Here is a 22,267-nt window from a genome sequence, read left to right on the forward strand (position 1 = left end):
AGTACTTCGATGCGAACACAATAGTCCGGAGACCGAGGGAGATCATCAGGATGGCGCGGAAAAGGCCGCAGGTGGACGCATTCGTCAAGGCTGTCGAAAGGCGGCTCGCGCCGCTGCAGCCGCCGCAGGGGAAGACGGCGCAGGAGCGACGGCGCAATGCGGCCGCGTTCGACCCGGTGATGACCGCCGAGCTCGGAATCGCGCCGGTTCCCGCCGCCACCGAGGAGCACACGATCCCTGTGCCGGGGCATCCGGATGCGCGGCTGCGGGTGTATTGGCCCACGCCGGTACGCGCCGCGGCGGATGCGGGACTGCCCGTCCTGGTCTACTTCTTCGGCGGAGGTTTCGAGCTCGCGGGGATCGACTGGGTGTGGTGGGATGCGATGTTCCGCGAGCGCGCCAGGGACGCGGGCATCATCGTCGTGGCCGGCGAGTACTCGCACGCGCCGGAAGTGACCTACCCCGCCCAGCCCGAGCAGTGCTGGGAAGTGTTCGAGTGGGCGGCGACGAACGCCCGAGAACTGGGCGGAGATCCCGACCGGCTCGCGCTGGGCGGCGGATCGGCCGGCGGCAACCTCGCCGCGGTGACCGCGTTGATGAACCGGGACCGGAAGAACCGGCCGGTTCGACTTCAGGTGCTGGAGATGCCGCTGCTGGACACGACCGGCGCGCACCTCGAACCGGAGGCGCAGTCCTCGCTCGTGCCCAAAGCCCTGTTCCGCCGGTTCGCGCGCGGCATCGTCGCCCAGTACCTCGGGAAGGATCCAGCGACCGCACTCCAGCCGTATGCCTCGCCGCTGCGCGCCCCGTCCTTGCGGGGGCTGCCGCCCGCTGTCATCTATACGGCCGAGCTCGATGCCCTGCGCGGGGACGGGGAGGCTTACGCCAGGGCGCTCACCGATGCGGGGGTGCCGGCGACCTGTCTGCGGGTGATCGGACAGAGTCACGGATCGGGGACCTATCGGGGTCACGTCCCCGCCGCGGATCACCTGCACCGCGCGCTCGTGGCCGTGCTGCGGACCCTGCACGACGAACCGGTCGTCTACCCGGACGTCGAGCGATGAGCCTGCCCTCCGAACTCGCCCTCGATCCCGGCATCCTCGGGTGGGTCACCCGCATCGAGGAGCTCTCGCCGGGGCTTCCCGGACTGACGAGCCGGGACCCGCTCCTGCGTCGGGCCGCCGAGCGCCGGCTCTCCGATCTGCTGGCCGTCGACGCGGTGCTGCCGGTTCCCGACGGCGTCGAGCGAGAGGACCTCGTCGTTCCCGGGCCTCGCGGGCCGTTGCGCATGAGGCGCTACCGCCCTGACGGCGCGACCGGCTCCCTCCCGTCTCAGCTCTGGCTGCACGGAGGCGGATTCTTCGGCGGTGCGGTCGACGAGCAGATCAATGAGCGCCTGTGCGCGCGTCGCTCTCTGGACAGCGGGGTGCAGATCTTCTCCCTCGAGTACGCGCTCGCGCCTGAGCATCCCTACCCGGCCGCCAGCGACGACGCGGCTGCCGCGCTCGAAACCCTGATCGACGGCGGTGCACGACTCGGCGTGGATCCGGCACGGGTGGGGATCGGCGGCAATTCCGCGGGGGCGGCGATCGCGGCGAGCACCGTGCTGCGGTTGCGCGGGAGCCTCCCGCTCGTCCACAACGACCTCGAGGTGCCCGCCCTCGCGCTGCGCGCCGTGGGCCAGGCCGCGGAACAGGCCGGTGGATCGTGGCAGGAGGAGTATGCGTGGGTGGCGGGGCTGTACGTCGGCCCTGACGGACCCGCGGACCGCGATGCCTCCCCTCTCGACGCGGATGACCTCTCCGGCTTCCCGCCGACGCTGATCTTCGTGGGCGCGCACGATCCGCTCCGCGATGCCGGGATCGCCTTCGCCGCACGGCTGAAGGAAGTCGGTGTCGAGACGGAGCTCGTCGTCGGTCCCGGACACCTGCACGGCACGCCCGGCCTCACGGCCGTCTTCCCCGGTGCGCGTGCGTGGCAGGCGCAGCACGCGCAGGAACTCATCCGCGCCTACCGATCCGCGCCGTCTGCGGTCTGAACCGATCCTGAGGAGAGACGATGACGTCCCCCACCACACTCGAGCCCGCGGATCCTTCGGGTCCGGCCGTCCAGGACGACATCCCCGGCTCGCCGCAGCCCCGCGGCTTCCTCGTCGCCTTCGTCGCCGCCTGGTTCGGGCTGAGCATCGTGCTCGGCACGCTCATCGGCGCGTCGATACCCAAGATGCTCGCCTTCGCCGACGAGGGCGCCAAGGGCGTCGAACTGTCGATCGTCGCGGCCGTCGGCGGCGTGGTCGTCATCCTGATCACGCCTCTGTTCGGACGCCTCAGCGACCGCACGATGTCGAAGTGGGGTAAACGGCGGCCGTGGATCCTGGTCGGTGCGATCTCCGGGCTGGCCGGTGTGCTGGTGCTGGCCTTCTCGACCGAGCTCTGGCAGATCGTCCTCGGCTGGGCGATCGCGCAGACCGGATACGGGGCGGCCAACGCCGCGGTGCATGCCCTTCTCGCCGACCAGATCCGCACGGGCATCCGCGCACGGGTGTCGGCGGCCGCGAGCGCGGCGAACGCGATCGCCCTCGTCGTCGGCGCGGCGCTCGTCGCCGCATTGCCCAACGATGAGCAGTGGACCTGGTTCGTCGTCCCCGGCGTCATCGGCACCCTGCTCTGTGGAATCCTCTTCTTCTGTCTGCACGACATCGTTCGCACCGACCGGCCTCCACGCTGGCGGTGGTCCGACGTGCTGGCGACCTACTGGCTGAATCCGGTGCGTTACCGCGACTTCTTCTGGGCGTGGGCCTGCAGGATGCTCGTGACCATGTCGATCCTGACGGTGTCGACCTATCTCCTGTTCTTCGTCATCGACCGTCTCGGGGTGCCGAAGGAGAACGCCTCCGGGCTCTTCGCGATGATCGTGCTCATCTTCACCGGCGCCAGCATCCTCACCACCCTGGTCTTCGGCTGGATCTCCGACCGCACGGGCCGGCGCAAGGCGATCGTGTGGGTCTCCGCCCTGCTCTCGGCCGCGGGGTTGGTACTGGCGGCCGTCGCGCCGGACCTGCCGGTCTTCCTCGTGGCGATGACGCTCGTGGGCGCGGCGCAGGGCGCGTTCGTCTCGGTCGACATCGCGATGATGACCGAGGTTCTGCCCACATTCGAGGAGGCCGGGAAGGATCTCGGCATCGTGGCCCTGTCGTATCAGGTGCCACAGGTCCTCGTCCCGGTGCTCGCCATCCCGTTGCTCTCCATCGGCGGGGGCGGTCAGAATTACACCGCCCTGTTCATCGCGGCGATCGTCTTCGGTGCCCTGGGCGGACTCGCCGTGCTCCCGATCAAGGCCGTGCGCTGAGGCCGGACGTCACGGCGCTTAGGCTCAGGGCATGACGGACGACGTTCGCAACGTGCACGAGGCTCTTTCGGCGGTCGCGGAGCATTGGCAGCCGCATCGGCTGACCAGCATCAACGACTACGACGTCAAGGTGGTCAAGCTGAAGGGCGAGTTCGTCTGGCACTCGCACCCTGACACCGACGAGTTGTTCCTGGTGGTGAGCGGGCAGCTCATCATCCAGCTCCGTGATCGTGATGTCGTCTTGAATCCGAATGACGTGTTCGTCGTGCCCCGGGGCGTCGAGCACTGCCCGAAGACTGAGGGCGAGGTCCACGCGATCCTGTTCGAGCCGAAGGGCACGATCAACACCGGAGACGCCGGCGGCGACAGGACCGCGGAGCTGCGCGAGCTGGCATAGCGGGCGCGCTCGGAGCGCTCCGGGTCGCGGGGATCAGCGACGCGCGGTGACCACGAAGGCGCGGATCGGCGTGCGAATGGGGCCGGGGCCGAACCGCTGCGCGAGCAGCTCGGCCGCGATGGCCTCGATGCGGGCGCGGGTCTCGTCGCCCAGAAGCTCCAGCTCTGCGCGCATCGGGCTGCCACGCGGGATCGCCGCGGCCGCGGCGGCGGCCGACTCGGCGCCGCCGACCAGCTCCACGGCTTCGACCGTCTCGACGATGAGCCCGCCCGCTTCCGCGTCCGCACGGATCGTGACCGGGTCGTGGTAGCCGTGCGCGACGCGGGTGATCACGTTCGGCGGCGCACTCGGGAGCACCCGGCGGTAGGCCTCGTCGACCGCGCGGGCGACGGCGTTGGTCTCGATCGAGTCCCAGGCGGAGAACAGGTAGGTGCCGCCAGGGCGGAGCACGCGCCGCGCCTGCGCGTGCGCGGCCGGCCGATCGGGGAAGAACATCACCCCGAACTGGCACACGACGAGGTCGAAAGACGCGTCTTCGAAGGGGAGCGCCAGGGCGTCGGCGGTCCGCCACTCGACGTCCGGTGCGCCCGCGGGACGGGGCGCTCCGCGCGCCTCGGCGACGGCGAGCATGCCCGGATTGAGATCGGTGGCGACCAGCACGCTCTCCATCGGCAGCGCAGCCGCGAGCCCGCGCGTCACCGCCCCCGTCCCCGCGGCGAGCTCGAGCACCGCGGACGGACTCCGCGCCACCATTCGAGCGACCAGGTCGTCGGCATAGGGCTGGAACATCAGCGGCACCATGAGCTGCTCATAGGCGTCCGGAACCCCACCGCGGAAGAGCCTTGCTGCGGCGTCGTCGGTCATGTCCGCCCCCGTCCTCTGCCGACTGTTGTACGCCGGTCCTGGGGCGCTGTCCAGTTTGCTCGGGAGGAAGCGGCGAGCCGCCTCGCGGGAGGTCGTGGACCCGGCACGCGTCAGCCCGGCCAGACCTTTCCTGCCCAGGGGTCGTAGTCGGCGAGCAGCGGCTCCTGCGCCGGACGCTGGTCCTCCGGGACGTGCTGGAGGTTGACGCGCACGCGGTACCAGAGCGAACTCGTTCCGCGCATCCCGTCGACCAGGACGTCGGCGGGATGCAGCAGCGACGAGACGGACGCATGCGCTTCGCGCCACTGCTCGAGCGCGGTGAGCGCCTCGGGCTTCGTCTTCGTGCGTGCGATCTCGATGAGCGGCATGGTCGAGGCCCTGCGGCCGGATCCATCGGACCCGCGCGGCGGCTTCTCAGCCGGTCCCAGCTGATCGGCCAGCGCGAGCAGCGCCGACAGCGACCCCGCCTCACGATCGATGCCCTGATGGGGGTCGCCGATGTCCGCGAACCGTGCGCGCACGGTCGCAACGGTGAACTCCTCCGGACGCCGCAGCCGCACCTCTTCCCAGGCGAGCGGGGTCGACACCCGTGCATCCGGCAGCGGCCGGATCGAGTACGCGGAGGCGACGGTGCGATCCTTCGCGTTCTGGTTGAAGTCGACGAAGACGCTCTCGCCGCGCTCCTCCTTCCACCAGCGCGCGGTCGCGAGCCCCGGTGCCCGCGCCTCGACCTCGCGCGCGAGCGTCTCGGCCGCGAGGCGCACGGCCGCGAAGTCCCACTCCGGCCGGATCCGGACGAGGATGTGCATGCCCCGCGATCCGCTCGTCTTGGGCCAGCCGACGAGACCGCAGTCGTCGAGGACCTCGCGCACGACGAAGGCGCTGTCGACGATCTGCGACCACTCGACGCCGGGCATCGGATCCAGATCGACCCGCAGCTCGTCCGGGTGCTCGAGGTCCGTGGCGCGCACGGCGTGCGGGTTGAGGTCGAGGCAGCCCAGGTTGACGATCCAGGCGAGCCCCGCGGCGTCGTCGAGCACGGCCTCCTCTGCCGAGCCGCCCGACGCGTAGCGCAGCACCGCTGTGCCGATGAAGGGGGGATGCTCCGGCACCCACTTCTGGAAGAACGGTTCGGCGTCGATGCCCTTCACGAACCGCTTGAGCACCATGGGTCGGCCGCCGGCGCCGCGCAGCGCGCCGTCCGCGACCGCGATGTAGTACTCGACGAGGTCGAGCTTGGTCAGCCCCGCCTGCGGGAAGACGACCTTGTCGGGGTGCGACACGCGCACCTCCGCGCCGTCGATCTCGATGAACGTCTCGGCTCGCCCTGCCATGGGTCCACGTTAGATCTCACAGGTCTACCGTGGCGAGAGGGGCCGCGAAGCCCGGTCACGGCGCGGTGCGATCGCTCGGGTGCCTGGGTGCGGCACCGCCCTTGTGTTCCGCACGTCGAAGCCGTAATGTACAACCGATTAGTTGTATTTGAGAGCTCGGAGGATCCCATGGCCAACGAGGCCGCAGCACGCGCAGTCATCACGCACACGGTAGGGGAGGGCGAGGATGCGATCACCTACGACGTGCACGGCGACCTCGCGACGGCGACGGCGGAGCGCCCCGCGCTGTTCCTGTTCGGGGCGCCCATGGATGCGACGGGGTTCGCGATCCTCGCCTCGCATTTCGGCGACCGTCCCGTCGTCACCTACGACCCGCGAGGGGCCGGGCGCAACCCGGTCGGCACCTCCGACATCACGGCGCAGCGGCACGCCGACGACCTGCACCGCGTGATCGCCGCACTCCGCATCGGGCCGGTGGACGCATTCGGGAGCAGCGGAGGAGGGGTGAGTCTGCTCGCGCTGCTCGCCACTCACCCGGACGATGTCGGCATCGCGGTCGTGCACGAGCCGCCCGTGGCCGGCTTCCTGCCGGATCGGGATGCTGTGCTCGCCGTGACGGCCGATCTGAAGCGCACCTTCGCGGCGGAGGGAGATGGGCCGGCGCTGGCGAAGTTCATCCAGTTCGTGATGCTCGACGGTCCGGTGCCCGGCGACTACCTCGACCGTCCCGCGCCCGACCCCGGCATGTTCGGGCTGCCGACCGCGGACGACGGCGGTCGCACCGACCCGCTCTTCCGCAACATGCCGTCGACCATCGCCTACCTGCCGGAGATCGCGGCACTCCAGGGGCTCGGGCAGCGTCTCGTGATCGCCTTCGGCGCCGAGTCCGGCGAGACGATGCCGGCGCGCGCCGCCCGTGCCGTCGCGGCGGCTCTCGGGGTCGAGGCGACGGAGTTCCCGAGCAACCACGGCGGCTTTACCGAGCAGCCGGGCTTCCCGAGCGATCCGATCGGTTTCGCCGGCCGGCTTCGCGAAGTGCTCGACGCACGGCACTGATCGCTGAGCGCGCCGAGCGGATCGCGCTCGGCGCGCGGGCCTCCAGTCCGTACTCCGGTCATGAGGCCTGAGGAAGGATCCGCAGCGCGACCAGCATCCTCGTGAGGGCGCCTGCGCGGCGAGCGGGGATGTGGAAGTCGGGATCGACGTCGATGCGCGGATAGATCGCGGCGCGCCGTACTGCGGCGTCCTGCGGCGCGGGGCGGTGGTCCTGCATGTCGGGGGTCTGGGGCATCATCGCCTCTTCTCTTGGGTAGTATTCCGAATAATGGAATTGCTCTATCGGATAATGAAATCGTAGGATGATCCGGTTCAAGGGTCAAGAGTTCCCTCCTGGATGTGCCGGATTGTGGCTCCGGTTCCCAGCCGATTGACAGGAATCCGGTATTCTGGCTCGGCAATCCAGGGTGCGCCGGCCGGCGTGCGGGAGATTCCGCCCTCACCCTCGACCTGACAGAAAAGGCATTCGAAATGACTGGTACTGCTGGAAAGGCGCTCGCCGAGGCGATCTCGACATTCCTCTTCGTGTTCAGCATCATCGGCGCGATCAACAGCAAGAGTCCGCTGACGCCGCTGGCGATCGGCCTCGCGCTGACGGTTCTCGTCTACGCCGCGGGTCACATCTCCGGCGCGCACCTCAACCCCGCCGTGTCCTTCGGCGCGCTGATCCGCGGCGCCATCGGCGTCACGGACTTCGTCGCGTACATCGTGGCCCAGTTCGTCGGCGGCGCGCTCGCCGCCCTCGCGAGCTTCGCCGTGTGGCCTGCGGCCACTAAGCCGGCAACGCCCGAACAGTTCAACGTCGGCGCGGCCTTCCTCGTCGAGGCGCTGTTCACGCTCGCCCTCGTGTGGGTCGTGCTGAACGTCGCCACCTCGAAGGACAACGACAACAACTCCTTCTACGGCCTGGCCATCGGTGGCACCGTCTTCGTCGGCGCCGTCTCGGTCGGCGGCATCTCGGGCGGTGGCTTCAACCCGGCCGTCGCGCTCGGCCTCTCCATCAGCGGCCAGTTCGCCTGGAGCAACCTGTGGCTGTACGTCGTCGCGCCGCTGGTCGGCGCCGCGATCGCCGCGATCCTGTTCCGCGTGCTCAGCGGCAACGACAAGAAGGCCGCTGCCTGAGTCGTCTCCTCCGGATCGCCCCGTGCTCGCTCGAGCGCGGGGCGATCTGCTTTTCGGGCCGGGTCGAAGGATCCGTCGTCGAAACTCTGCAGGACGTCTGCAACTCTGCAGGACGGATCCGCGGATCCTGTCCTGTGGAGTTGCAAGGATCCTGCAGGACGGAAGGGGTGCGGCGAAAGCAGGGCAGCCGGCGGATCCGTCGCGTCGGCCGGAATGCGCCCGCTCAGCGCGCGCGGAGGCCGTCGAAGATCACCCGGGTGACATCGTCGACCAGTTCCTCGGGGGTGAGCGAGGTGTGCGCGGGGCGATACCACTCGATGATCGAGTTGATCATGCCGAACATGAGCCTCGTCGTCACCGACGGGCGGATGTCACGGCGCAGCGCCCCCTCCTGCTGCGCCTGTCCGACCAGGTGCGCGACGCGCTGGTCGAAGATGCGACGGCGCTCCAGAGCGGCCCGCTCGATCTCGCTGTTGCCGTGCACGCGCAGCAGCAGCGTGACCTGCGGCAGTCTGCTGGTGAGCACGCGCACGGCTCCCGCGATCACCGTCACCAGCCGCGTGGCGGCCGTGCCCTCGTCGGCCAGGGCTCCGTCCAGCACCGACTCCAGCCCTCCGAGCGCATCGTCGAGGGCGATCTCGAGGATCTGCTCCTTCGACGCGAAGTGGTGGTACAACGCCGCCTTGCTGAGGCCGAGTTCCGCAGCGAGCGAGGAGACGCTCGTCCCGTCGTAGCCCTGCTCGTTGAAGAGGCGCACCGCGATCTCGAGCACCTGCGCACGGTCGTACCCCGGGCGCCCGCGGCGCGCCCGAGGCGTCGGCTCGCCGGCCTGCGCCTCCTCGGAGGCCTCGGCGATGCTCGCTGTCTCGCTCGCGTGCGCGGATCCCGTGCTCATCCGCATCATTCTCCCCCATCGGACTTCCGAGCGGACTTGCCCGGCGGGGATCCGTCTGTCATCCTTTTACTGAACGATCGGTCGGGAAACAGTTTCGGGTCCCGGATCCCCGCACCCCGTCGACGAAGACCCCGGGAGGACGAGCATGTCGGAGGCCTACCTCATCGGCGGTGCGCGCACGCCGGTCGGACGATACGGCGGCGCCCTCGCCACGGTCCGCCCCGACGATCTGGCCGCGCTCGTCATCCGGGAGGCCGCGCAGCGCGCCGGCGTTCCCGATGACGCCTTCGACGAGGTGATCCTCGGATCCGCGAATCAAGCGGGGGAGGACAACCGCAACGTCGCCCGCATGGCCGTGCTGCTCGCCGGCTTCCCCGATGCGCTGCCCGCCCTGACCGTCAACCGCCTGTGCGCCTCGGGGATGTCCGCCGTGGCGCTCGCGGCGCAGGCGATCCGCGCGGGCGACGCCGACGTGATGATCGCGGGCGGTGTCGAGTCGATGACGCGCGCGCCCTGGGTGCAGGCGAAGCCTGAGCGGGCCTGGGCGAAACCGGGCGAGACGTTCGACACCTCGATCGGCTGGCGGTTCACGAACCCGCGTCTCGCCGCACGGGACAAGGCCACGTTTTCGATGCCCGAGACCGCCGAGGAGGTCGCACGCCTCGACGGCATCACGCGCGAGGACGCGGACGCGTTCGCCCTACGCAGCCACGAGCGGGCGATCGCCGCGATCGACGCCGGCCGCCTGGCCCCTGAGATCGTCGCCGTCCCGACCCCGCGCGGCGGACTCGTCGACACCGACGAGGGGCCGCGCCGCGACACCACGCTCGAGGTCCTCGCGGGTCTGCGGCCCGTGGTCGCGGGCGGTGGCGTCGTCACCGCGGGCAACTCCTCCTCGCTCAACGACGGGGCCTCGGCGATCGTCGTCGCCGGATCCGCGGCGATCGAACGGCACGGGCTGACGCCGCGTGCGCGCATCGTCGCGTCCGCCTCGGCTGCACTCGCCCCCGAGATCATGGGGCTGGGTCCGGTGCCGGCGACCGAGAAGGCGCTCGCGAAAGCGGGTCTCACGGTAGCCGACCTCGGCGCGGTCGAGCTGAACGAGGCGTTCGCGACGCAGTCGCTCGCCTCGATGCGGAGGCTGGGCCTCGACCCCGACATCGTGAACGCGGACGGGGGCGCCATCGCGCTCGGCCATCCGCTCGGCTCGAGCGGCAGCCGGATCCTGATCACCCTGCTCGGCCGGATGGAGCGCGAGGGCGCCCGCTACGGCCTGGCGACCATGTGCGTCGGCGTCGGCCAGGGCACCGCGATGATCGTGGAGCGGGTGTGATGGCCGACGCATCGACGGCACGGCGCCTGCGCATCGAGCGCGGCGAGGACAGGATCACCGCGACCCTGGACCGGCCGGAGACCCGCAACGCGATCGATCAGGCCATGATCGACGAGCTGCACGCGCTGTGCGCCGAGCTCGAGGAGGATCCGCGGATCCTGATCCTGATCGGATCCGGCGGGATCTTCGCCTCCGGTGCGGACATCGCCCAGTTGCGCGACCGCCGAGCGCAGGACGCGAGGGCCGGCATCAACACGACAGCGTTCCGACGTATCCGCCGGTTGCCCATGCCGGTGATCGCCGCGGTCGACGGCTACGCGCTCGGCGGCGGCGCCGAGCTCGCCTACGCCGCCGACATCCGCATCGGCACGCCCGGTACGCGCATCGGCAACCCGGAGACCGGGCTCGGCATCATCGCCGCAGCCGGGGCAACCTGGCGTCTGCCGCAGATCGTCGGCGAGGCGCGGGCGGCGGAGCTGCTGCTGACCGGACGGCAGTTGAGCGCGACGGAAGCGCTGGACTGGGGTCTGTTGTCGTCGCTGCACGAGCCCGACGACCTGCTCGCCGCGGCGCACGCGATCGCCGACCGCATCGCCGCGAACGATCCGCTCGCCACGCGGCACACCAAGACGGCCCTCCTCGCCGCGCCCGACCGGCATCCCGAGATCGAGCTCGAGCTGCAGGCCGAGCTGTTCGAGAGCACCGAGAAGCACCGGCGGATGACCGCCTTCCTGGAACGGAGGAGCCGCCGATGAGCAGAGACGGGTCGTTGAGCGAGCCTCAGGCGAGACCAAACACGGCGCAGACCAGCTCTGCGGCACCGGAGCGCGTCGGGGTGCTCGGCGGCGGACGCATGGGCGCGGGCATCGCACACGCCTTCCTGCTCGCCGGATCCCAGGTCGTCGTGGTCGAGCGCGACGAGGCCGCGGCGGCCGCGGCGGGGGAGCGCATACGCACGAGTCTGCTGCGCTCCGTCGAGCGCGGCAGCACCGACCGCACGATCGCGGCGCTCGAGGGTGCTCTGGAGACGAGCACCGATGCCGCGGTGTTCGCGGATGCCGGGCTGGTCGTCGAGGCGGTGCCGGAGGACCGGGTGCTGAAGGTCGAGAGCCTGCGCCGGATCGAGGCGGTGGTCGCGCGCGGTGCGGCGATCGCGTCGAACACGTCCTCGATCTCGATCGACGATCTCGGCGCGGAGCTGGCTCACCCCGAGCGTTTCCTGGGCCTGCACTTCTTCAACCCCGTGCCCGCGTCGGCGCTCGTCGAGGTGGTCGTGGGCGCCTCGACCAACCAGGAACTCGTCGACGACGCCCGTGGCTGGGTCGCGGCCCTCGGCAAGACGGCGGTCGTGGTCGCCGACGCACCGGGGTTCGCATCGAGCCGGCTGGGTGTCGCGATCGCACTGGAGGCGATCCGGATGCTCGAGGAGGGCGTCGCGACCGCCGCCGACATCGACGCGGCGATGGAGCTCGGCTACCGGCATCCGACCGGTCCGCTGCGCACGACCGACATCGTCGGGCTCGACGTGCGGCTCGGCATCGCCGAGGAGCTGGAGGCGAAGCTCGGCGCGCGGTTCGCGCCGCCGCAGCTGCTGCGCGACCTGGTCGCGGACGGACACCTGGGCCGCAAGACCGGCCGCGGATTCTACGAATGGAGCGAAGGACGATGACCGAACTGCTGCCCAGCTACCTGCAGGGTGCCTGGTGGACCTCCCCCTCCCAGGGCGGGACCGTCGTGCGCGACGCCTCGACGGGGGAGGAGATCGTCCGGGTCGACTCCACGGGCATCGACCTCGCCGGCGCCGTCGACTACGCCCGCACGGTCGGCCAGCAGAGCCTCGGCGCGCTCACCTTCCACCAGCGGGCGATGCTACTCAAGCAGATGGCCGTGGTGCTCACGGCGCACAAAGAGGAGCTGTACGAGCTCTCGAAGCGCAGTGGATCCACGGTCCGCGACTCCTACGCCGACGTCGACGGCGGCATCGGCGTGCTGTTCACGTACTCGTCCAAGGGCCGTCGCGAACTGCCGAATGCGAAGGTCCTCCTGGACGGCCCCGTTGAGCCGCTGTCGAAGGATGGATCCTTCCTCGGCCGGCACGTCTACACGCGCCTGCCCGGGGTCGCCGTGCAGATCAACGCCTTCAACTTCCCGATGTGGGGTGCGCTGGAGAAGTTCGCCCCGGCGTTCCTCGCCGGCGTGCCCTCGATCGTGAAGCCCGCGACCCCGACGGGCTACGTCGCGGAGGCCTGGGTGCGGATCCTCACAGACTCCGGACTGCTGCCGGACGGAACCCTGCAGCTGGTCAGCGGATCCCTCCCCGGGATCTTCGATCTGCTCCGCCTCGGCGACCTCGTCGCCTTCACCGGCAGCGCCTCGACCGCGGCGGGGCTGCGCGCCCAGACCGCCGACGGCGTGCGCTTCACGAGCGAGACCGACTCGATCAACGCCTCCGTGCTCGGCCCCGACGCGACTCCGGAGACTCCGGAGTTCGACGCCTACGTGAAGCAGCTCATGATCGAGCTCACGACGAAGGCGGGACAGAAGTGCACGGCGATCCGCCGCGCGATCGTGCCTGCGTCGCTCGTGGAGCCGCTCGTTGCGGCCCTGCGGACGAAGATCGCCGAGCGGGTCGTGATCGGAGACCCCCACGCCGAGTCCGTCACCATGGGGCCGCTCGTCTCGACCGCGCAGCGCGACGAGGTGCTGCGCCAGGTCGCGGCGCTGCGCGAGGCCGGCGGGGAGCTGCTCCTGGGATCCGTCGACGCGCCCGACGTCGTCCACGCCGACGGCACGACGGGGCCCGCTCCGGAAGGCGCATTCGTCACGCCGATGCTCGTCGGCTTCGCGGACACGACCTCGCCCGCCGTGCACGAGATCGAGGCGTTCGGGCCGGTCTCGAGCGTGCTCGGGTACTCGACCGTGGCGGAGGCCGCGGAACTCGTCGGACTCGGCGGGGGATCCCTGGTGACGAGCGTCGCCACGAAGGATCCAGAGGTCGCGACCGAGCTGCTCACGCGCATCGCCGCGTACAACGGCCGAGTGCTGTTCCTGAACCGTGACGACGCGAAGACGTCGACCGGGCACGGCTCCCCGGTGCCGCACCTCGTGCACGGAGGCCCTGGCCGGGCAGGCGGTGGCGAAGAGCTCGGCGGGATCCGTGCGGTCAGGCACTTCATGCAGCGCACCGCGATCCAGGGCACTCCGGAGATCCTCACCGCGATCACGGGCGTCTGGCACACCGGCGCCGGCACGGACCACGCGGTGCACCCGTTCCGCAAGTCGCTCGCCGAACTGCACCTCGGAGATCAGGTCGAATCGGGGCTGCGCGAGCTGTCGCTCGAGGACATCGAGGCGTTCGCGCACTCCACGGGCGACACCTTCTACGCGCACATGGACGAGGAGGCCGCTGCGGCGAACCCGTTCTTCGGCGGGAGGGTCGCGCACGGCTACCTGCTGGTGTCGTGGGCGGCGGGGCTGTTCGTCTCACCCGAGCCCGGCCCCGTGCTTGCCAACTACGGGCTGGAGAACCTGCGGTTCGTGACGCCGGTGAAGCCCGGCGACGCGATCAGGGTCACCCTCACGGCGAAGGAGATCATCCCGCGCGAGACCGATGAGTACGGCGAGGTGCGCTGGGACGCGGTGATCCACAACCAGCGCGACGAGATCGTGGCGACCTACGACGTGCTGACGCTCGTGGAGAAGCAGCTGACGCCGGCGGGGTGAGCGCCGGCGGCGGTGCCGAACTCAGTCGATCCCGTGCTCTTCGCCGGATTACAAGGCGGAACAGCCCCGGATCGACTGAGTTCGGCACAMCCGCCGCCGTCAACGCAGGTCGTACAGCCGCTTGTACTTGCCCTCGCTGCGGGGCAGGGACCCTGGTTCCTCGACCTGCACGTCCACCGAAGTCCCGATCGACGTCTTGATCCGCAGCTTGAGCACCTCGGCCGCGGCGAGGGCGCTCGCCGCGTCGATGTCGGGGTGCCGCTCGATCCGCACCTTCAGCGCGTCGAGGTGGCCCTGCCGGGTGAGCTCCAGGACGAAGTGCGGGGTGAGCGTCTCGATGCCGAGCGCGATCTCCTCGATCTGCGTCGGGAACAGGTTCACGCCGCGCAGGATGATCATGTCGTCGTCGCGCCCGGTGATCTTCTCCATCCGCCGCATCGCGGGGAAGGCGGATCCGGGCAGCAGACGGGTGAGATCCCTGGTGCGGTAGCGGATCACCGGGAACGCCTGCTTCGTGAGCGAGGTGAACACGAGTTCGCCGGACTCGCCGTCGGCCACGGGCTCGCCGGTGGAGGGGTCGATGATCTCGGGCAGGAAGTGGTCCTCCCAGATGTGCGGGCCGTCCTTCGTGGCCGCGGCCTCCATCGCGACGCCGGGGCCCATGACCTCACTGAGCCCGTAGATGTCGACGGCGTCGATGTCGAGGCGCTGTTCGATCTGGAGGCGCATCTCGTTGGTCCATGGCTCCGCGCCGAGGATACCGACCTTGAGCGAGGTGGAACGGGGATCGATGCCGGCCTGCTCGAGCGCGTCGGCGATCGTCAGGAGGTACGTCGGGGTGCACATGATCGCATCGGGCTCGAAGTCGTGGATGAGTTGCACCTGCTTGGCGGTCTGCCCGCCCGACATCGGGATCACGGTCGCGCCGAGACGCTCGATTCCGGCGTGCGCCCCCAGACCGCCCGTGAACAGGCCGTAGCCGTAGGCGTTGTGCACTTTCCAGCCGGGCTGCACGCCGGCCGCGCGCAGCGAGCGCGCGATGAGGTCGGCCCAGTTGTCGAGGTCCGTCTGGGTGTAGCCCACCACGGTCGGGCGGCCGGTGGTGCCCGAAGACGCGTGGATGCGGCGCACATCGGCCATCGGCACCGCGAACATGCCGAACGGGTAGTACTCGCGCAGGTCGTTCTTGGTGGTGAACGGCAGGCGTGCGACGTCCGCGAGGGAGCGGATGTCATCGGGGTGGAGGCCCGCTCGCTGGAACGCGAGGCGGTAGAACGGCACGTTCTCGTACGCGTGGTGCACGGACCACTGCAGCCGCTCGAGCTGCAGGGCGCGCAGCTCGTCCGGGGTCAGGGCGGTGGCCGTGTCGTTGTGCGCATCGCCGACGGCCACGACGGTCATGAGTTCTCCCCGGGGAAAGGACGGTTCGTGGTGATCGAGCGGCCGCGGAACTCGGCGACGATGTCGCCGGTCTCGTCGGTCACGGTGACGTCGTAGAGGCCGGTCCGGCCGTTGCGCGCGCGGCGCACCCCTGACGCGGTGAGCACCTGCCCGGCGCGCGTGGACTTCAGGAACGTGATGTCGGCGCCGGCGGCCACCGTGACCTTCTCGTCCTCATTGCAGACGATCGCGAAAGCCGTGTCGGCGAGGGCGAAGACCAGCCCGCCATGCGTGATGTCGAAGCCGTTCAGCATGTCCTCGCGCACGGTCATCGAGACCACGGCGCGGCCGGGCTCGTCCACCTCCACACGCAGGCCGAGGGCGGATGAGGCGCGATCGCGGCGCATCATCGGACGCAGGTCGGCGACGGGGTCGGTCATCAGTTCTCCTTCGAACGAAGAGGCGCGGATCCGGCTGCGGTGCCGGTTCGGGAAGGTCGTCCTTCTGCGAACGATACGAGTGTGCCATAATTACTGTACGAACGGTAGGTAATTCACTCAGGAGTCGACGATGACTGTTTCCCCCGTGGCCTTGGCCGAGGATCCGGACGCCCAGACGATCTTCGACGAACTCGTCGAGAACGAGCAGCGCATCGAGCCGCGCGACTGGATGCCGGAGGCGTACCGCAAGACGCTCATCCGGCAGATCTCCCAGCACGCGCACTCCGAGATCATCGGGATGCAGCCGGAGGGCAACTGGATCACCCGCGCTCCGAGCCTCAAGCGCAAGGCGATCCTGATGGCGAAGGTGCAGGACGAGGCGGGGCACGGTCTCTACCTCTACTCCGCCGCGCAGACCCTCGGCATCACTCGCGACGAGATGATGCAGCAGCTCATCGACGGCAAGGCCAAGTACTCCTCGATCTTCAACTACCCGACGCCGACCTGGGCGGACATGGGCGCGATCGGGTGGCTCGTGGACGGCGCCGCGATCTGCAACCAGGTGCCGCTGTGCCGTGCCTCCTACGGTCCGTACGGACGCGCGATGGTGCGCATCTGCAAGGAGGAGTCGTTCCACCAGCGCCAGGGCTTCGAGATTCTGCTGACCCTCATGCAGGGCTCTGAGGAGCAGCGCGTGATGGCGCAGGACGCCGTGAACCGCTGGTACTGGCCGGCGCTGGCGATGTTCGGTCCGCCGGATGACCAGTCCCCGAACTCGGCGCAGTCGATGCAGTGGAAGATCAAGCGCTTCTCGAACGACGACCTGCGCCAGCGCTTCGTCGGCATGCTCGTGCCGCAGGCCGAGATCCTCGGCGTGACCCTGCCGGATCCCGAGCTCCGCTTCGACGAGGAGACGGGGCAGTACGCGATGGGCGAGATCGACTGGGACGAATTCTTCGAGGTCGTCCGCGGCAACGGCCCGTGCAACGCCGAGCGGCTGCAGCGCCGGCGCGACGCGCATGCGGAGGGCGCCTGGGTGCGCGAGGCGGCGGCGGAGTACGCCCGCAAGCAGGCTCGGCAGGAGGCGGTGGCATGACGACCCCCGGAGCATCCCCCGAGGAGAGCTGGCCCATGTTCGAGGTGTTCGTCCGTGCGAACCGCGGCCTCAGCCACGTGCACGTCGGATCCCTGCACGCTCCCGACGCCGACATGGCGCTGCGCAATGCGCGCGACCTGTACACGCGACGCAACGAGGGCACGTCGGTGTGGGTCGTCCCGGCCGATGCGATCACCACGAGCGACCCCGACGACAAGGGCGCGTTCTTCGAGAGCCCCGCCGGCAAGAACTACCGCCACGCCGTGTACTACACGGCCTCCGAGGGGGTGCCCCACCTGTGAGCGCCCACGATCTGGACGGTGCGATCGACCCGCACGGCGACGTCTCGGTCGACGAGCTCGCGCTCGCCGCGGAGCTCACCGGTTCCGGCGAGCGCGCGGCCTCCGCCGACATCGCCGAGTACGCGCTCTGGCTCGGCGACGACGCCCTGGTCCTCTCCCAGCAGCTCGGCGCCTGGATCACCTACGCCCCGGAGCTCGAGGAGGACGTGGCGCTCGGCAACATCGCCCTGGACCTGCTCGGGCATGCGCGCTCCTTCCTGCGCTACGCCGGATCCTGGGACGGGCGCAGCGAGGACGACCTCGCCTACTTCCGCGACGAGGCCGAGTTCCGCAGCTCCTGGCTCGTGGAGCAGCCCAACGGTGACTTCGCGCAGACGATCGCGCGGCAGTTCCTGGTGAGCACCTACATGCTCGAGCTGTATTCGGCTCTGCGGCGCAGCACCGACGCGACGTTCGCGGCGATCGCCGAGAAGGCTGTCAAGGAGGTCGACTACCACCGCGACCACGCCGTGCAGTGGGTGCTGCGCCTGGCCGGCGGCACAGAGGAGTCGCGCGCCAGGATCATCCGCGCCTTCGCGGACGTCTGGCCGTACGCGGCCGAGCTGTTCCGCGACGACGAGCTGATCGACCGCCTCGGCGACGCCGCGGTGCGTCCCTCCTCTCTGCGCGCGGGCTTCGACGCCGTGATCGACGCCGTCTTCGCCGACGCCGACCTGGACGACGAGTTCCGGTCCGTCCTCGCATCGAAGGGCAGCTCGGCCGGCGGAGGGCGCCACGGATCCCATGCCACCGGACTCGGGCATCTGCTGTCCGAGATGCAGGTGCTCGCCCGCCGTCACCCGGGGGCGACCTGGTGACCGGGCTGCGCGAGCGCGCCTGGGAGGCGGCCGCCGCGGTGAAGGATCCCGAGGTCCCGGTGCTCACGATCGAGGACCTCGGAGTGCTGCGCGAGGTCGCCGTCGACGGCGACCGGATCCGCGTCGACATCACCCCGACCTACAGCGGCTGCCCCGCGATGGACACGATCCGCGACGACGTCGAGCTCGCGCTCATCCGGGCCGGCTTCGGCGAGGTCGAGGTGCGCCTCGTGCTCGCGCCCGCCTGGACGACGGACTGGATGAGCGACGAGGGCAAGCGCAAGCTCACCGAGTACGGCATCGCCCCGCCGAGCGGACACGCGGCCCTGCGACAGGCTCAGGGCCCGGTGCGCATCTCGCTCGGCGTCCGCTGCCCGCGCTGCGGGTCCCTGGACACCCGCGAGCTCTCCCGCTTCGGCTCCACCTCGTGCAAGGCGCTCTACGAGTGCCGCGCGTGCCTCGAGCCCTTCGACCACTTCAAGGTGATCTGATGACGCTCTGGCATCTGGGAACCGCATCGCCCGCTCCTGCCGCCGAGGAGCGTGCCACCGAGCGGGTCGCCGGGGCGCTCCTGAACAGCGTGGTCGGAGGCCCTTCGGCAGGGTCAGGGACCGCCGCGTCGCCGCGTCGGCGCACTCGCTTCCACACCCTCGCGGTGCAGGAGGTGCGCCCGCTCACGGACGAGGCGATCGAGGTCACCTTCGCGGTGCCGGAGCAGCTCGCGGGGGAGTTCGACTACCTCGCCGGGCAGCATGTCGCCCTGCGCACCGAGCTCGACGGCCACGAGGTGCGCCGCTCCTACTCCCTCTGCCGGCCGCCGACGCGGGACCTTTCGACGGGTTCGGGGACCATCAGCGTCGCGATCAAGCGCGACCGCGGAGGCCGCTTCTCCACCTGGGCGCAGAGCGAGCTGCGCGCGGGCGACCGGATCGACGTGATGAGCCCGCAGGGCACCTTCACCTCGGCGCTCGCCGCGCTCGACGAGGCGCACGTCGTCGGCATCGCCGCGGGGTCGGGCATCACGCCGCTCATGGCGCTCGCCGCCACCGTGCTGGCGCGCTCCGGGACCAGCCATTTCACGCTCGTCTACACGAACCGCCGGGCGACCGATGTGATGTTCCTGGACGACCTCGCCGACCTCAAGGACCGCTATCCGGCGCGTTTCGCGGTGCACCACGTGCTCACCCGCGAGCAGCGCTCGGCTCCGCTGCTCTCGGGCCGCATCGACGAGGAGCGCCTGCGCGGCATCCTCGACGCGCTCGTGCTACCGGCGACGGTGGACGAATGGTTCCTGTGCGGGCCGTTCGATCTCGTGCAGCTGTGCCGCGACACCCTCGCCGACATCGGCGTCGAATCCGCGCATGTGCGCTACGAGCTGTTCACGACGGGGGAGCCGGGGCAGGAGCGCCCGGAGGCGGGCCGCCCGATCGAGGTGCGCGAGGACGAGCCGGTGCGCACGATCGAGTTCACCCTCGACGGCCAGTCCGGATCCGTGGACACCCCGGTGTCGGCGAACGAGTCGATCCTGAACGCCGCGCTCCGCGTGCGTCCCGATGTGCCGTTCGCGTGCGCGGGCGGCGTCTGCGGCACGTGTCGGGCGCGGCTCGTGGACGGATCCGTCACGATGACCGAGAACTATGCGCTCGAGCAGGACGAGCTCGACCGCGGCTACGTGCTCACCTGCCAGTCCCACCCGACGACGGATCGCGTCGTCGTGGACTACGACGTCTGAGCGCTGCAGGAGCAGCCCCTTCGACCGGTTGCTGAGCCTGTCGAAGCACAGGGACCAAGGAGGAATCATGATCGACCTCGCGATCGACGGCGCCGTCGCGCACATCACGCTGAACAACCCCGCCAAGCTCAACGCCCTCGACGAGCAGGCGGTGCGCGACCTCGGAGAGGCCTACGCCGAGGCCGAGCGCGCCGGGGTGCGCGCCCTCGTGCTGACCGGCGAGGGCAGGGCGTTCTGCGCCGGGCGTGACATCTCCGGCGTCGACCCCCGCGACGACGACGTGATGGGCTACCTCGATGCGATCGTCACGCCCGTGCTGCAGCGCATGTCGTCCTTCCCCGCACCGACCTTCGCGGCTGCACAGGGAGCCTGCCTCGGGGTGGGCCTCGGGCTGCTCATCGCGACCGATGTCGTCTACGTCGCCGACACCGCGAAGATCGGATCCCCGTTCGCCGCTCTCGGCGCGACGCTGGACTCGGGCGGGCATGCGCTGTTCGTGGAGCGGCTGGGCGCGCACCGCGCGCTCGACCTCATCTATTCGGGCCGTCTGATGACCGGATCCGAGGCGGTCTCGGCGGGGCTGTTCTCTCAGGCGATGCTCCCCGAGATGGTGCACGAGGCGACTCTTGCGGCGGCCGCGCGTGCAGCGCAGGGTGCGACCGCCGCGTTCGTCGCGAGCAAGCGCCTCGTCGCCGCCCTCCGCGACGAGCGCCTGGGGCTGTGGCAGTCGATGCGTCAGGAGAACGCGGCCCAGGCGGCGCTCTGCGACACGGACGACTACCGTGAGGGCTTCGCGGCGTTCCAGGAGAAGCGCCCGCCGCTGTTCGAAGGGCACTGAGTCGGCCGCCTTCGGCGCGGGGTCTCGTCCTGGTGGACGGGCGTGGATCGTCCTCCACAAGAGGTCTTCCCGGAAAGTTGTGCATGGGTTTCGTTCTTTGCTCTGATCTGGGGTTCGAATGTCGGTGCTCCCCTGTTGAATGGGGGTATGACATCGACGCCGACCGAGATCCTGCAGCAGGTGGACTCGATTGGATGCCGTGMTGACGGGCCTGAGCGGGCAGGTCATCGACCGAGACGCGCGGGTGGCGTCCGAGCGGCTATCCGCGTCGGTGGGTTGTCACGATGCGACCGAGCTGCTGCAGCGGGCGCTGCGCACCGATGCGAGCACGGCTGCTCAGTTCGTCCGTGCCGCCCGGGCCACCCACCGAGACGTGCAGCTCTCCAGCGGCGACCTCTCGCCGGCCCGATACCCGGAGATGGCCGAAGCCCTGCGCGACGGGGTGGTGTCGGTGCCGGGGCTGCTCGCCGCGACAGGGCCGGTGGAGCGGAGCGGCACGCGGATCACGGTCGATGAACGGGAGGCGGTGGACGGGCTGCTCGCATGCACGGCCCGGGGTGCCGACCTGCCCGATGAGCACGGACGTCCGGGCCCGGCCCCGTCGACCGCCGAACTCGCCGATTACGCCCGCGCGCTGATGCTCGCGCTCGACCCGGACGGCGCGGAACCCGACGATACCGCCGCCGAGCGCTCCCGCGGCTTCTGGATCGGCAAGCTGCGGCGAGGCACGCATCGAGTCGGGGGCGAGCTGCTCCCCGAGGTCGCCGGTCAGTTGCAGCGGTTGTTCGACGCCGTCAACAACCCCGCCGCGGGGTGCTCACCCGCACCCGGCGCGGTCGCCTTCTCGATCGCGGACCCGGATCCGGATCCGGAACTCCTCGACTCTCTCCCCGTCCCGGAAGACCTCCGCACCCGGGCGCAGCGCGACCACGACGACCTCGCGATGATCCTCCAAGCCGCCGCGGCGTCCGGGGGATTGCCTGATCTCGGCGGCGCCGCCCCGACTCTGGTCGTGTCCGTCACTGCGGCGGACTACGCCTCCGGACGGGGCCGGGCGTTCATCGAAGGTACGGGCGACGACGTGCCCGTCTCCGTCGCCCGGCACACCGCGTGCGCAGGCGGGGTCCAACGGGTCCTGTTCGACGAGCACGGGAAGATCGTGTCGATCGGCACCACAGCCCGCATCTTCACCGCGAACCAGCGGCGGGCGATCGTGCTCCGAGACCGGGAATGTCTGATCCCGGGCTGCCATGTCCCCGCGACCTGGTGCGAACTCCACCACGTCCAGGAATGGGCCGACGGAGGCCCGACGCACACCAGCAACGGCGTCGCGCTGTGCTGGCACCATCACCGCACCCTGGAAAACTCCGGATGGCGGATCCGCATGCGTCGCGGCGTGCCCGAGATCCGTGGGCCGCACTGGTGGGATCCGTTCGGCGCCTGGCACCGCCCGCGCGGCCGCGGCGGCGATCCGCATCGCGTCCGCCGCATCCTCGCCGACGCGCTCGCCCCACCCCGATGACGACCGGCTGTTCCCGCAGCCCTGGATG

23 protein-coding genes are annotated in these 22,267 nt (G+C 70.4%); 17 read left to right on the plus strand and 6 right to left on the minus strand.

Features of this window, described 5'->3' with window-relative positions:
* Window positions 1-71: 71 nt before the first annotated feature.
* Genes AC1DG4_RS16810 through AC1DG4_RS16825 form a run of 4 tightly spaced genes read left to right on the plus strand, consistent with a single transcriptional unit; the run spans window position 72 to window position 3,745 of the window.
* Window positions 72-1,064 (plus strand): alpha/beta hydrolase fold domain-containing protein, encoded by a 993-nt coding sequence (locus AC1DG4_RS16810; RefSeq protein ID WP_477380223.1) that lies wholly within the window; start codon window positions 72-74, stop codon window positions 1,062-1,064.
* On the plus strand, window positions 1,061-2,038 hold the full coding sequence (locus AC1DG4_RS16815) for an alpha/beta hydrolase (protein WP_477380221.1): 978 nt from the start codon (window positions 1,061-1,063) through the stop codon (window positions 2,036-2,038). The genes AC1DG4_RS16810 and AC1DG4_RS16815 overlap by 4 nt, the downstream gene beginning before the upstream one ends.
* 20 nt (window positions 2,039-2,058) lie before the next feature.
* Window positions 2,059-3,348 (plus strand): MFS transporter, encoded by a 1,290-nt coding sequence (locus AC1DG4_RS16820; protein ID WP_477380219.1) that lies wholly within the window; start codon window positions 2,059-2,061, stop codon window positions 3,346-3,348.
* A gap of 31 nt (window positions 3,349-3,379) precedes the next feature.
* A complete protein-coding gene (locus AC1DG4_RS16825; RefSeq protein WP_477380218.1) occupies window positions 3,380-3,745 on the plus strand; it encodes a cupin domain-containing protein in 366 nt (121 codons plus the stop codon).
* 33 nt (window positions 3,746-3,778) lie between these two features.
* Here the strand turns inward: AC1DG4_RS16825 and AC1DG4_RS16830 are convergent, their stop codons facing one another.
* Both AC1DG4_RS16830 and AC1DG4_RS16835 read right to left on the minus strand, forming a co-directional pair.
* Window positions 3,779-4,609 carry a class I SAM-dependent methyltransferase gene (locus AC1DG4_RS16830; RefSeq protein WP_477380216.1) on the minus strand — a complete coding sequence of 277 codons (831 nt, stop codon included), beginning with the start codon at window positions 4,607-4,609 and terminating at the stop codon, window positions 3,779-3,781.
* Window positions 4,610-4,719: 110 nt separating this feature from the next.
* Window positions 4,720-5,943, minus strand: coding sequence for a DNA polymerase domain-containing protein (locus AC1DG4_RS16835; protein WP_477380215.1), 1,224 nt, complete (start codon window positions 5,941-5,943; stop codon window positions 4,720-4,722).
* Window positions 5,944-6,111: 168 nt separating this feature from the next.
* Between AC1DG4_RS16835 and AC1DG4_RS16840 the strand changes: the two genes are divergently transcribed.
* A complete protein-coding gene (locus tag AC1DG4_RS16840; RefSeq protein ID WP_477380213.1) occupies window positions 6,112-6,999 on the plus strand; it encodes an alpha/beta hydrolase in 888 nt (295 codons plus the stop codon).
* 58 nt (window positions 7,000-7,057) lie between these two features.
* On the opposite strand, the gene AC1DG4_RS16845 is transcribed toward AC1DG4_RS16840, so the two are convergent.
* Window positions 7,058-7,234: a hypothetical protein gene (locus AC1DG4_RS16845; RefSeq protein ID WP_477420453.1), complete on the minus strand. Its 177-nt coding sequence runs from the start codon at window positions 7,232-7,234 to the stop codon at window positions 7,058-7,060.
* Window positions 7,235-7,470: 236 nt separating this feature from the next.
* On the opposite strand from AC1DG4_RS16845, the gene AC1DG4_RS16850 reads away from it, so the two are divergent.
* The gene (locus AC1DG4_RS16850) at window positions 7,471-8,121 is read left to right on the plus strand and encodes an MIP/aquaporin family protein (protein WP_477380209.1); all 651 of its coding nucleotides are present in this window, start codon (window positions 7,471-7,473) and stop codon (window positions 8,119-8,121) included.
* A 223-nt stretch (window positions 8,122-8,344) separates the two neighbouring features.
* Here AC1DG4_RS16850 and AC1DG4_RS16855 read toward each other — a convergent pair whose 3' ends face one another.
* Window positions 8,345-9,016, minus strand: coding sequence for a TetR/AcrR family transcriptional regulator (locus AC1DG4_RS16855; protein ID WP_477380207.1), 672 nt, complete (start codon window positions 9,014-9,016; stop codon window positions 8,345-8,347).
* A gap of 145 nt (window positions 9,017-9,161) precedes the next feature.
* Here AC1DG4_RS16855 and AC1DG4_RS16860 point away from each other — a divergent pair, with 145 nt between their 5' ends.
* From AC1DG4_RS16860 to paaZ, 4 genes are read left to right on the plus strand one after another with little or no spacing between them, the layout of a single operon-like run.
* Window positions 9,162-10,349, plus strand: a complete 1,188-nt coding sequence (locus AC1DG4_RS16860) for a thiolase family protein (RefSeq protein ID WP_477420451.1) — start codon at window positions 9,162-9,164, stop codon at window positions 10,347-10,349.
* Window positions 10,349-11,104 (plus strand): enoyl-CoA hydratase/isomerase family protein, encoded by a 756-nt coding sequence (locus AC1DG4_RS16865; RefSeq protein ID WP_477380204.1) that lies wholly within the window; start codon window positions 10,349-10,351, stop codon window positions 11,102-11,104. Before AC1DG4_RS16860 ends, AC1DG4_RS16865 begins: the two co-directional genes overlap by 1 nt.
* Entirely contained in the window at window positions 11,101-12,018 is a 918-nt protein-coding gene (locus AC1DG4_RS16870) for a 3-hydroxyacyl-CoA dehydrogenase family protein (RefSeq protein WP_477380202.1), read from the plus strand. Before AC1DG4_RS16865 ends, AC1DG4_RS16870 begins: the two co-directional genes overlap by 4 nt.
* Window positions 12,015-14,072 (plus strand): phenylacetic acid degradation bifunctional protein PaaZ, encoded by a 2,058-nt coding sequence (gene paaZ / locus AC1DG4_RS16875; RefSeq protein ID WP_477380200.1) that lies wholly within the window; start codon window positions 12,015-12,017, stop codon window positions 14,070-14,072. The genes AC1DG4_RS16870 and paaZ overlap by 4 nt, the downstream gene beginning before the upstream one ends.
* Before the next feature lie 99 nt (window positions 14,073-14,171).
* Here the strand turns inward: paaZ and paaK are convergent, their stop codons facing one another.
* Window positions 14,172-15,473, minus strand: coding sequence for a phenylacetate--CoA ligase PaaK (paaK, locus tag AC1DG4_RS16880; protein WP_477380198.1), 1,302 nt, complete (start codon window positions 15,471-15,473; stop codon window positions 14,172-14,174).
* Complete coding sequence (paaI, locus tag AC1DG4_RS16885) at window positions 15,470-15,892, minus strand: hydroxyphenylacetyl-CoA thioesterase PaaI (protein ID WP_477380196.1); 423 nt, start codon at window positions 15,890-15,892, stop codon at window positions 15,470-15,472. The genes paaK and paaI overlap by 4 nt, the downstream gene beginning before the upstream one ends.
* 130 nt (window positions 15,893-16,022) lie before the next feature.
* Here paaI and paaA point away from each other — a divergent pair, with 130 nt between their 5' ends.
* From paaA to AC1DG4_RS16920, 7 genes are all read left to right on the plus strand, one after another.
* On the plus strand, window positions 16,023-16,988 hold the full coding sequence (paaA, locus tag AC1DG4_RS16890; protein ID WP_477380194.1) for a 1,2-phenylacetyl-CoA epoxidase subunit PaaA: 966 nt from the start codon (window positions 16,023-16,025) through the stop codon (window positions 16,986-16,988).
* The gene (gene paaB / locus AC1DG4_RS16895; RefSeq protein WP_045272044.1) at window positions 16,985-17,290 is read left to right on the plus strand and encodes a 1,2-phenylacetyl-CoA epoxidase subunit PaaB; all 306 of its coding nucleotides are present in this window, start codon (window positions 16,985-16,987) and stop codon (window positions 17,288-17,290) included. Before paaA ends, paaB begins: the two co-directional genes overlap by 4 nt.
* Window positions 17,287-18,147: a 1,2-phenylacetyl-CoA epoxidase subunit PaaC gene (gene paaC, locus AC1DG4_RS16900; protein ID WP_477380192.1), complete on the plus strand. Its 861-nt coding sequence runs from the start codon at window positions 17,287-17,289 to the stop codon at window positions 18,145-18,147. Before paaB ends, paaC begins: the two co-directional genes overlap by 4 nt.
* Window positions 18,144-18,638, plus strand: coding sequence for a 1,2-phenylacetyl-CoA epoxidase subunit PaaD (paaD, locus tag AC1DG4_RS16905; RefSeq protein WP_477380190.1), 495 nt, complete (start codon window positions 18,144-18,146; stop codon window positions 18,636-18,638). Before paaC ends, paaD begins: the two co-directional genes overlap by 4 nt.
* Complete coding sequence (gene paaE, locus AC1DG4_RS16910; protein WP_477380188.1) at window positions 18,638-19,879, plus strand: 1,2-phenylacetyl-CoA epoxidase subunit PaaE; 1,242 nt, start codon at window positions 18,638-18,640, stop codon at window positions 19,877-19,879. Before paaD ends, paaE begins: the two co-directional genes overlap by 1 nt.
* 67 nt (window positions 19,880-19,946) lie before the next feature.
* Complete coding sequence (locus tag AC1DG4_RS16915; protein ID WP_477380186.1) at window positions 19,947-20,717, plus strand: enoyl-CoA hydratase/isomerase family protein; 771 nt, start codon at window positions 19,947-19,949, stop codon at window positions 20,715-20,717.
* Window positions 20,718-20,916: 199 nt separating this feature from the next.
* On the plus strand, window positions 20,917-22,239 hold the full coding sequence (locus AC1DG4_RS16920; RefSeq protein ID WP_477421364.1) for an HNH endonuclease signature motif containing protein: 1,323 nt from the start codon (window positions 20,917-20,919) through the stop codon (window positions 22,237-22,239).
* Window positions 22,240-22,267 lie beyond the last annotated feature (28 nt).

The organism is Microbacterium sp. 05N427 (assembly GCF_056397105.1).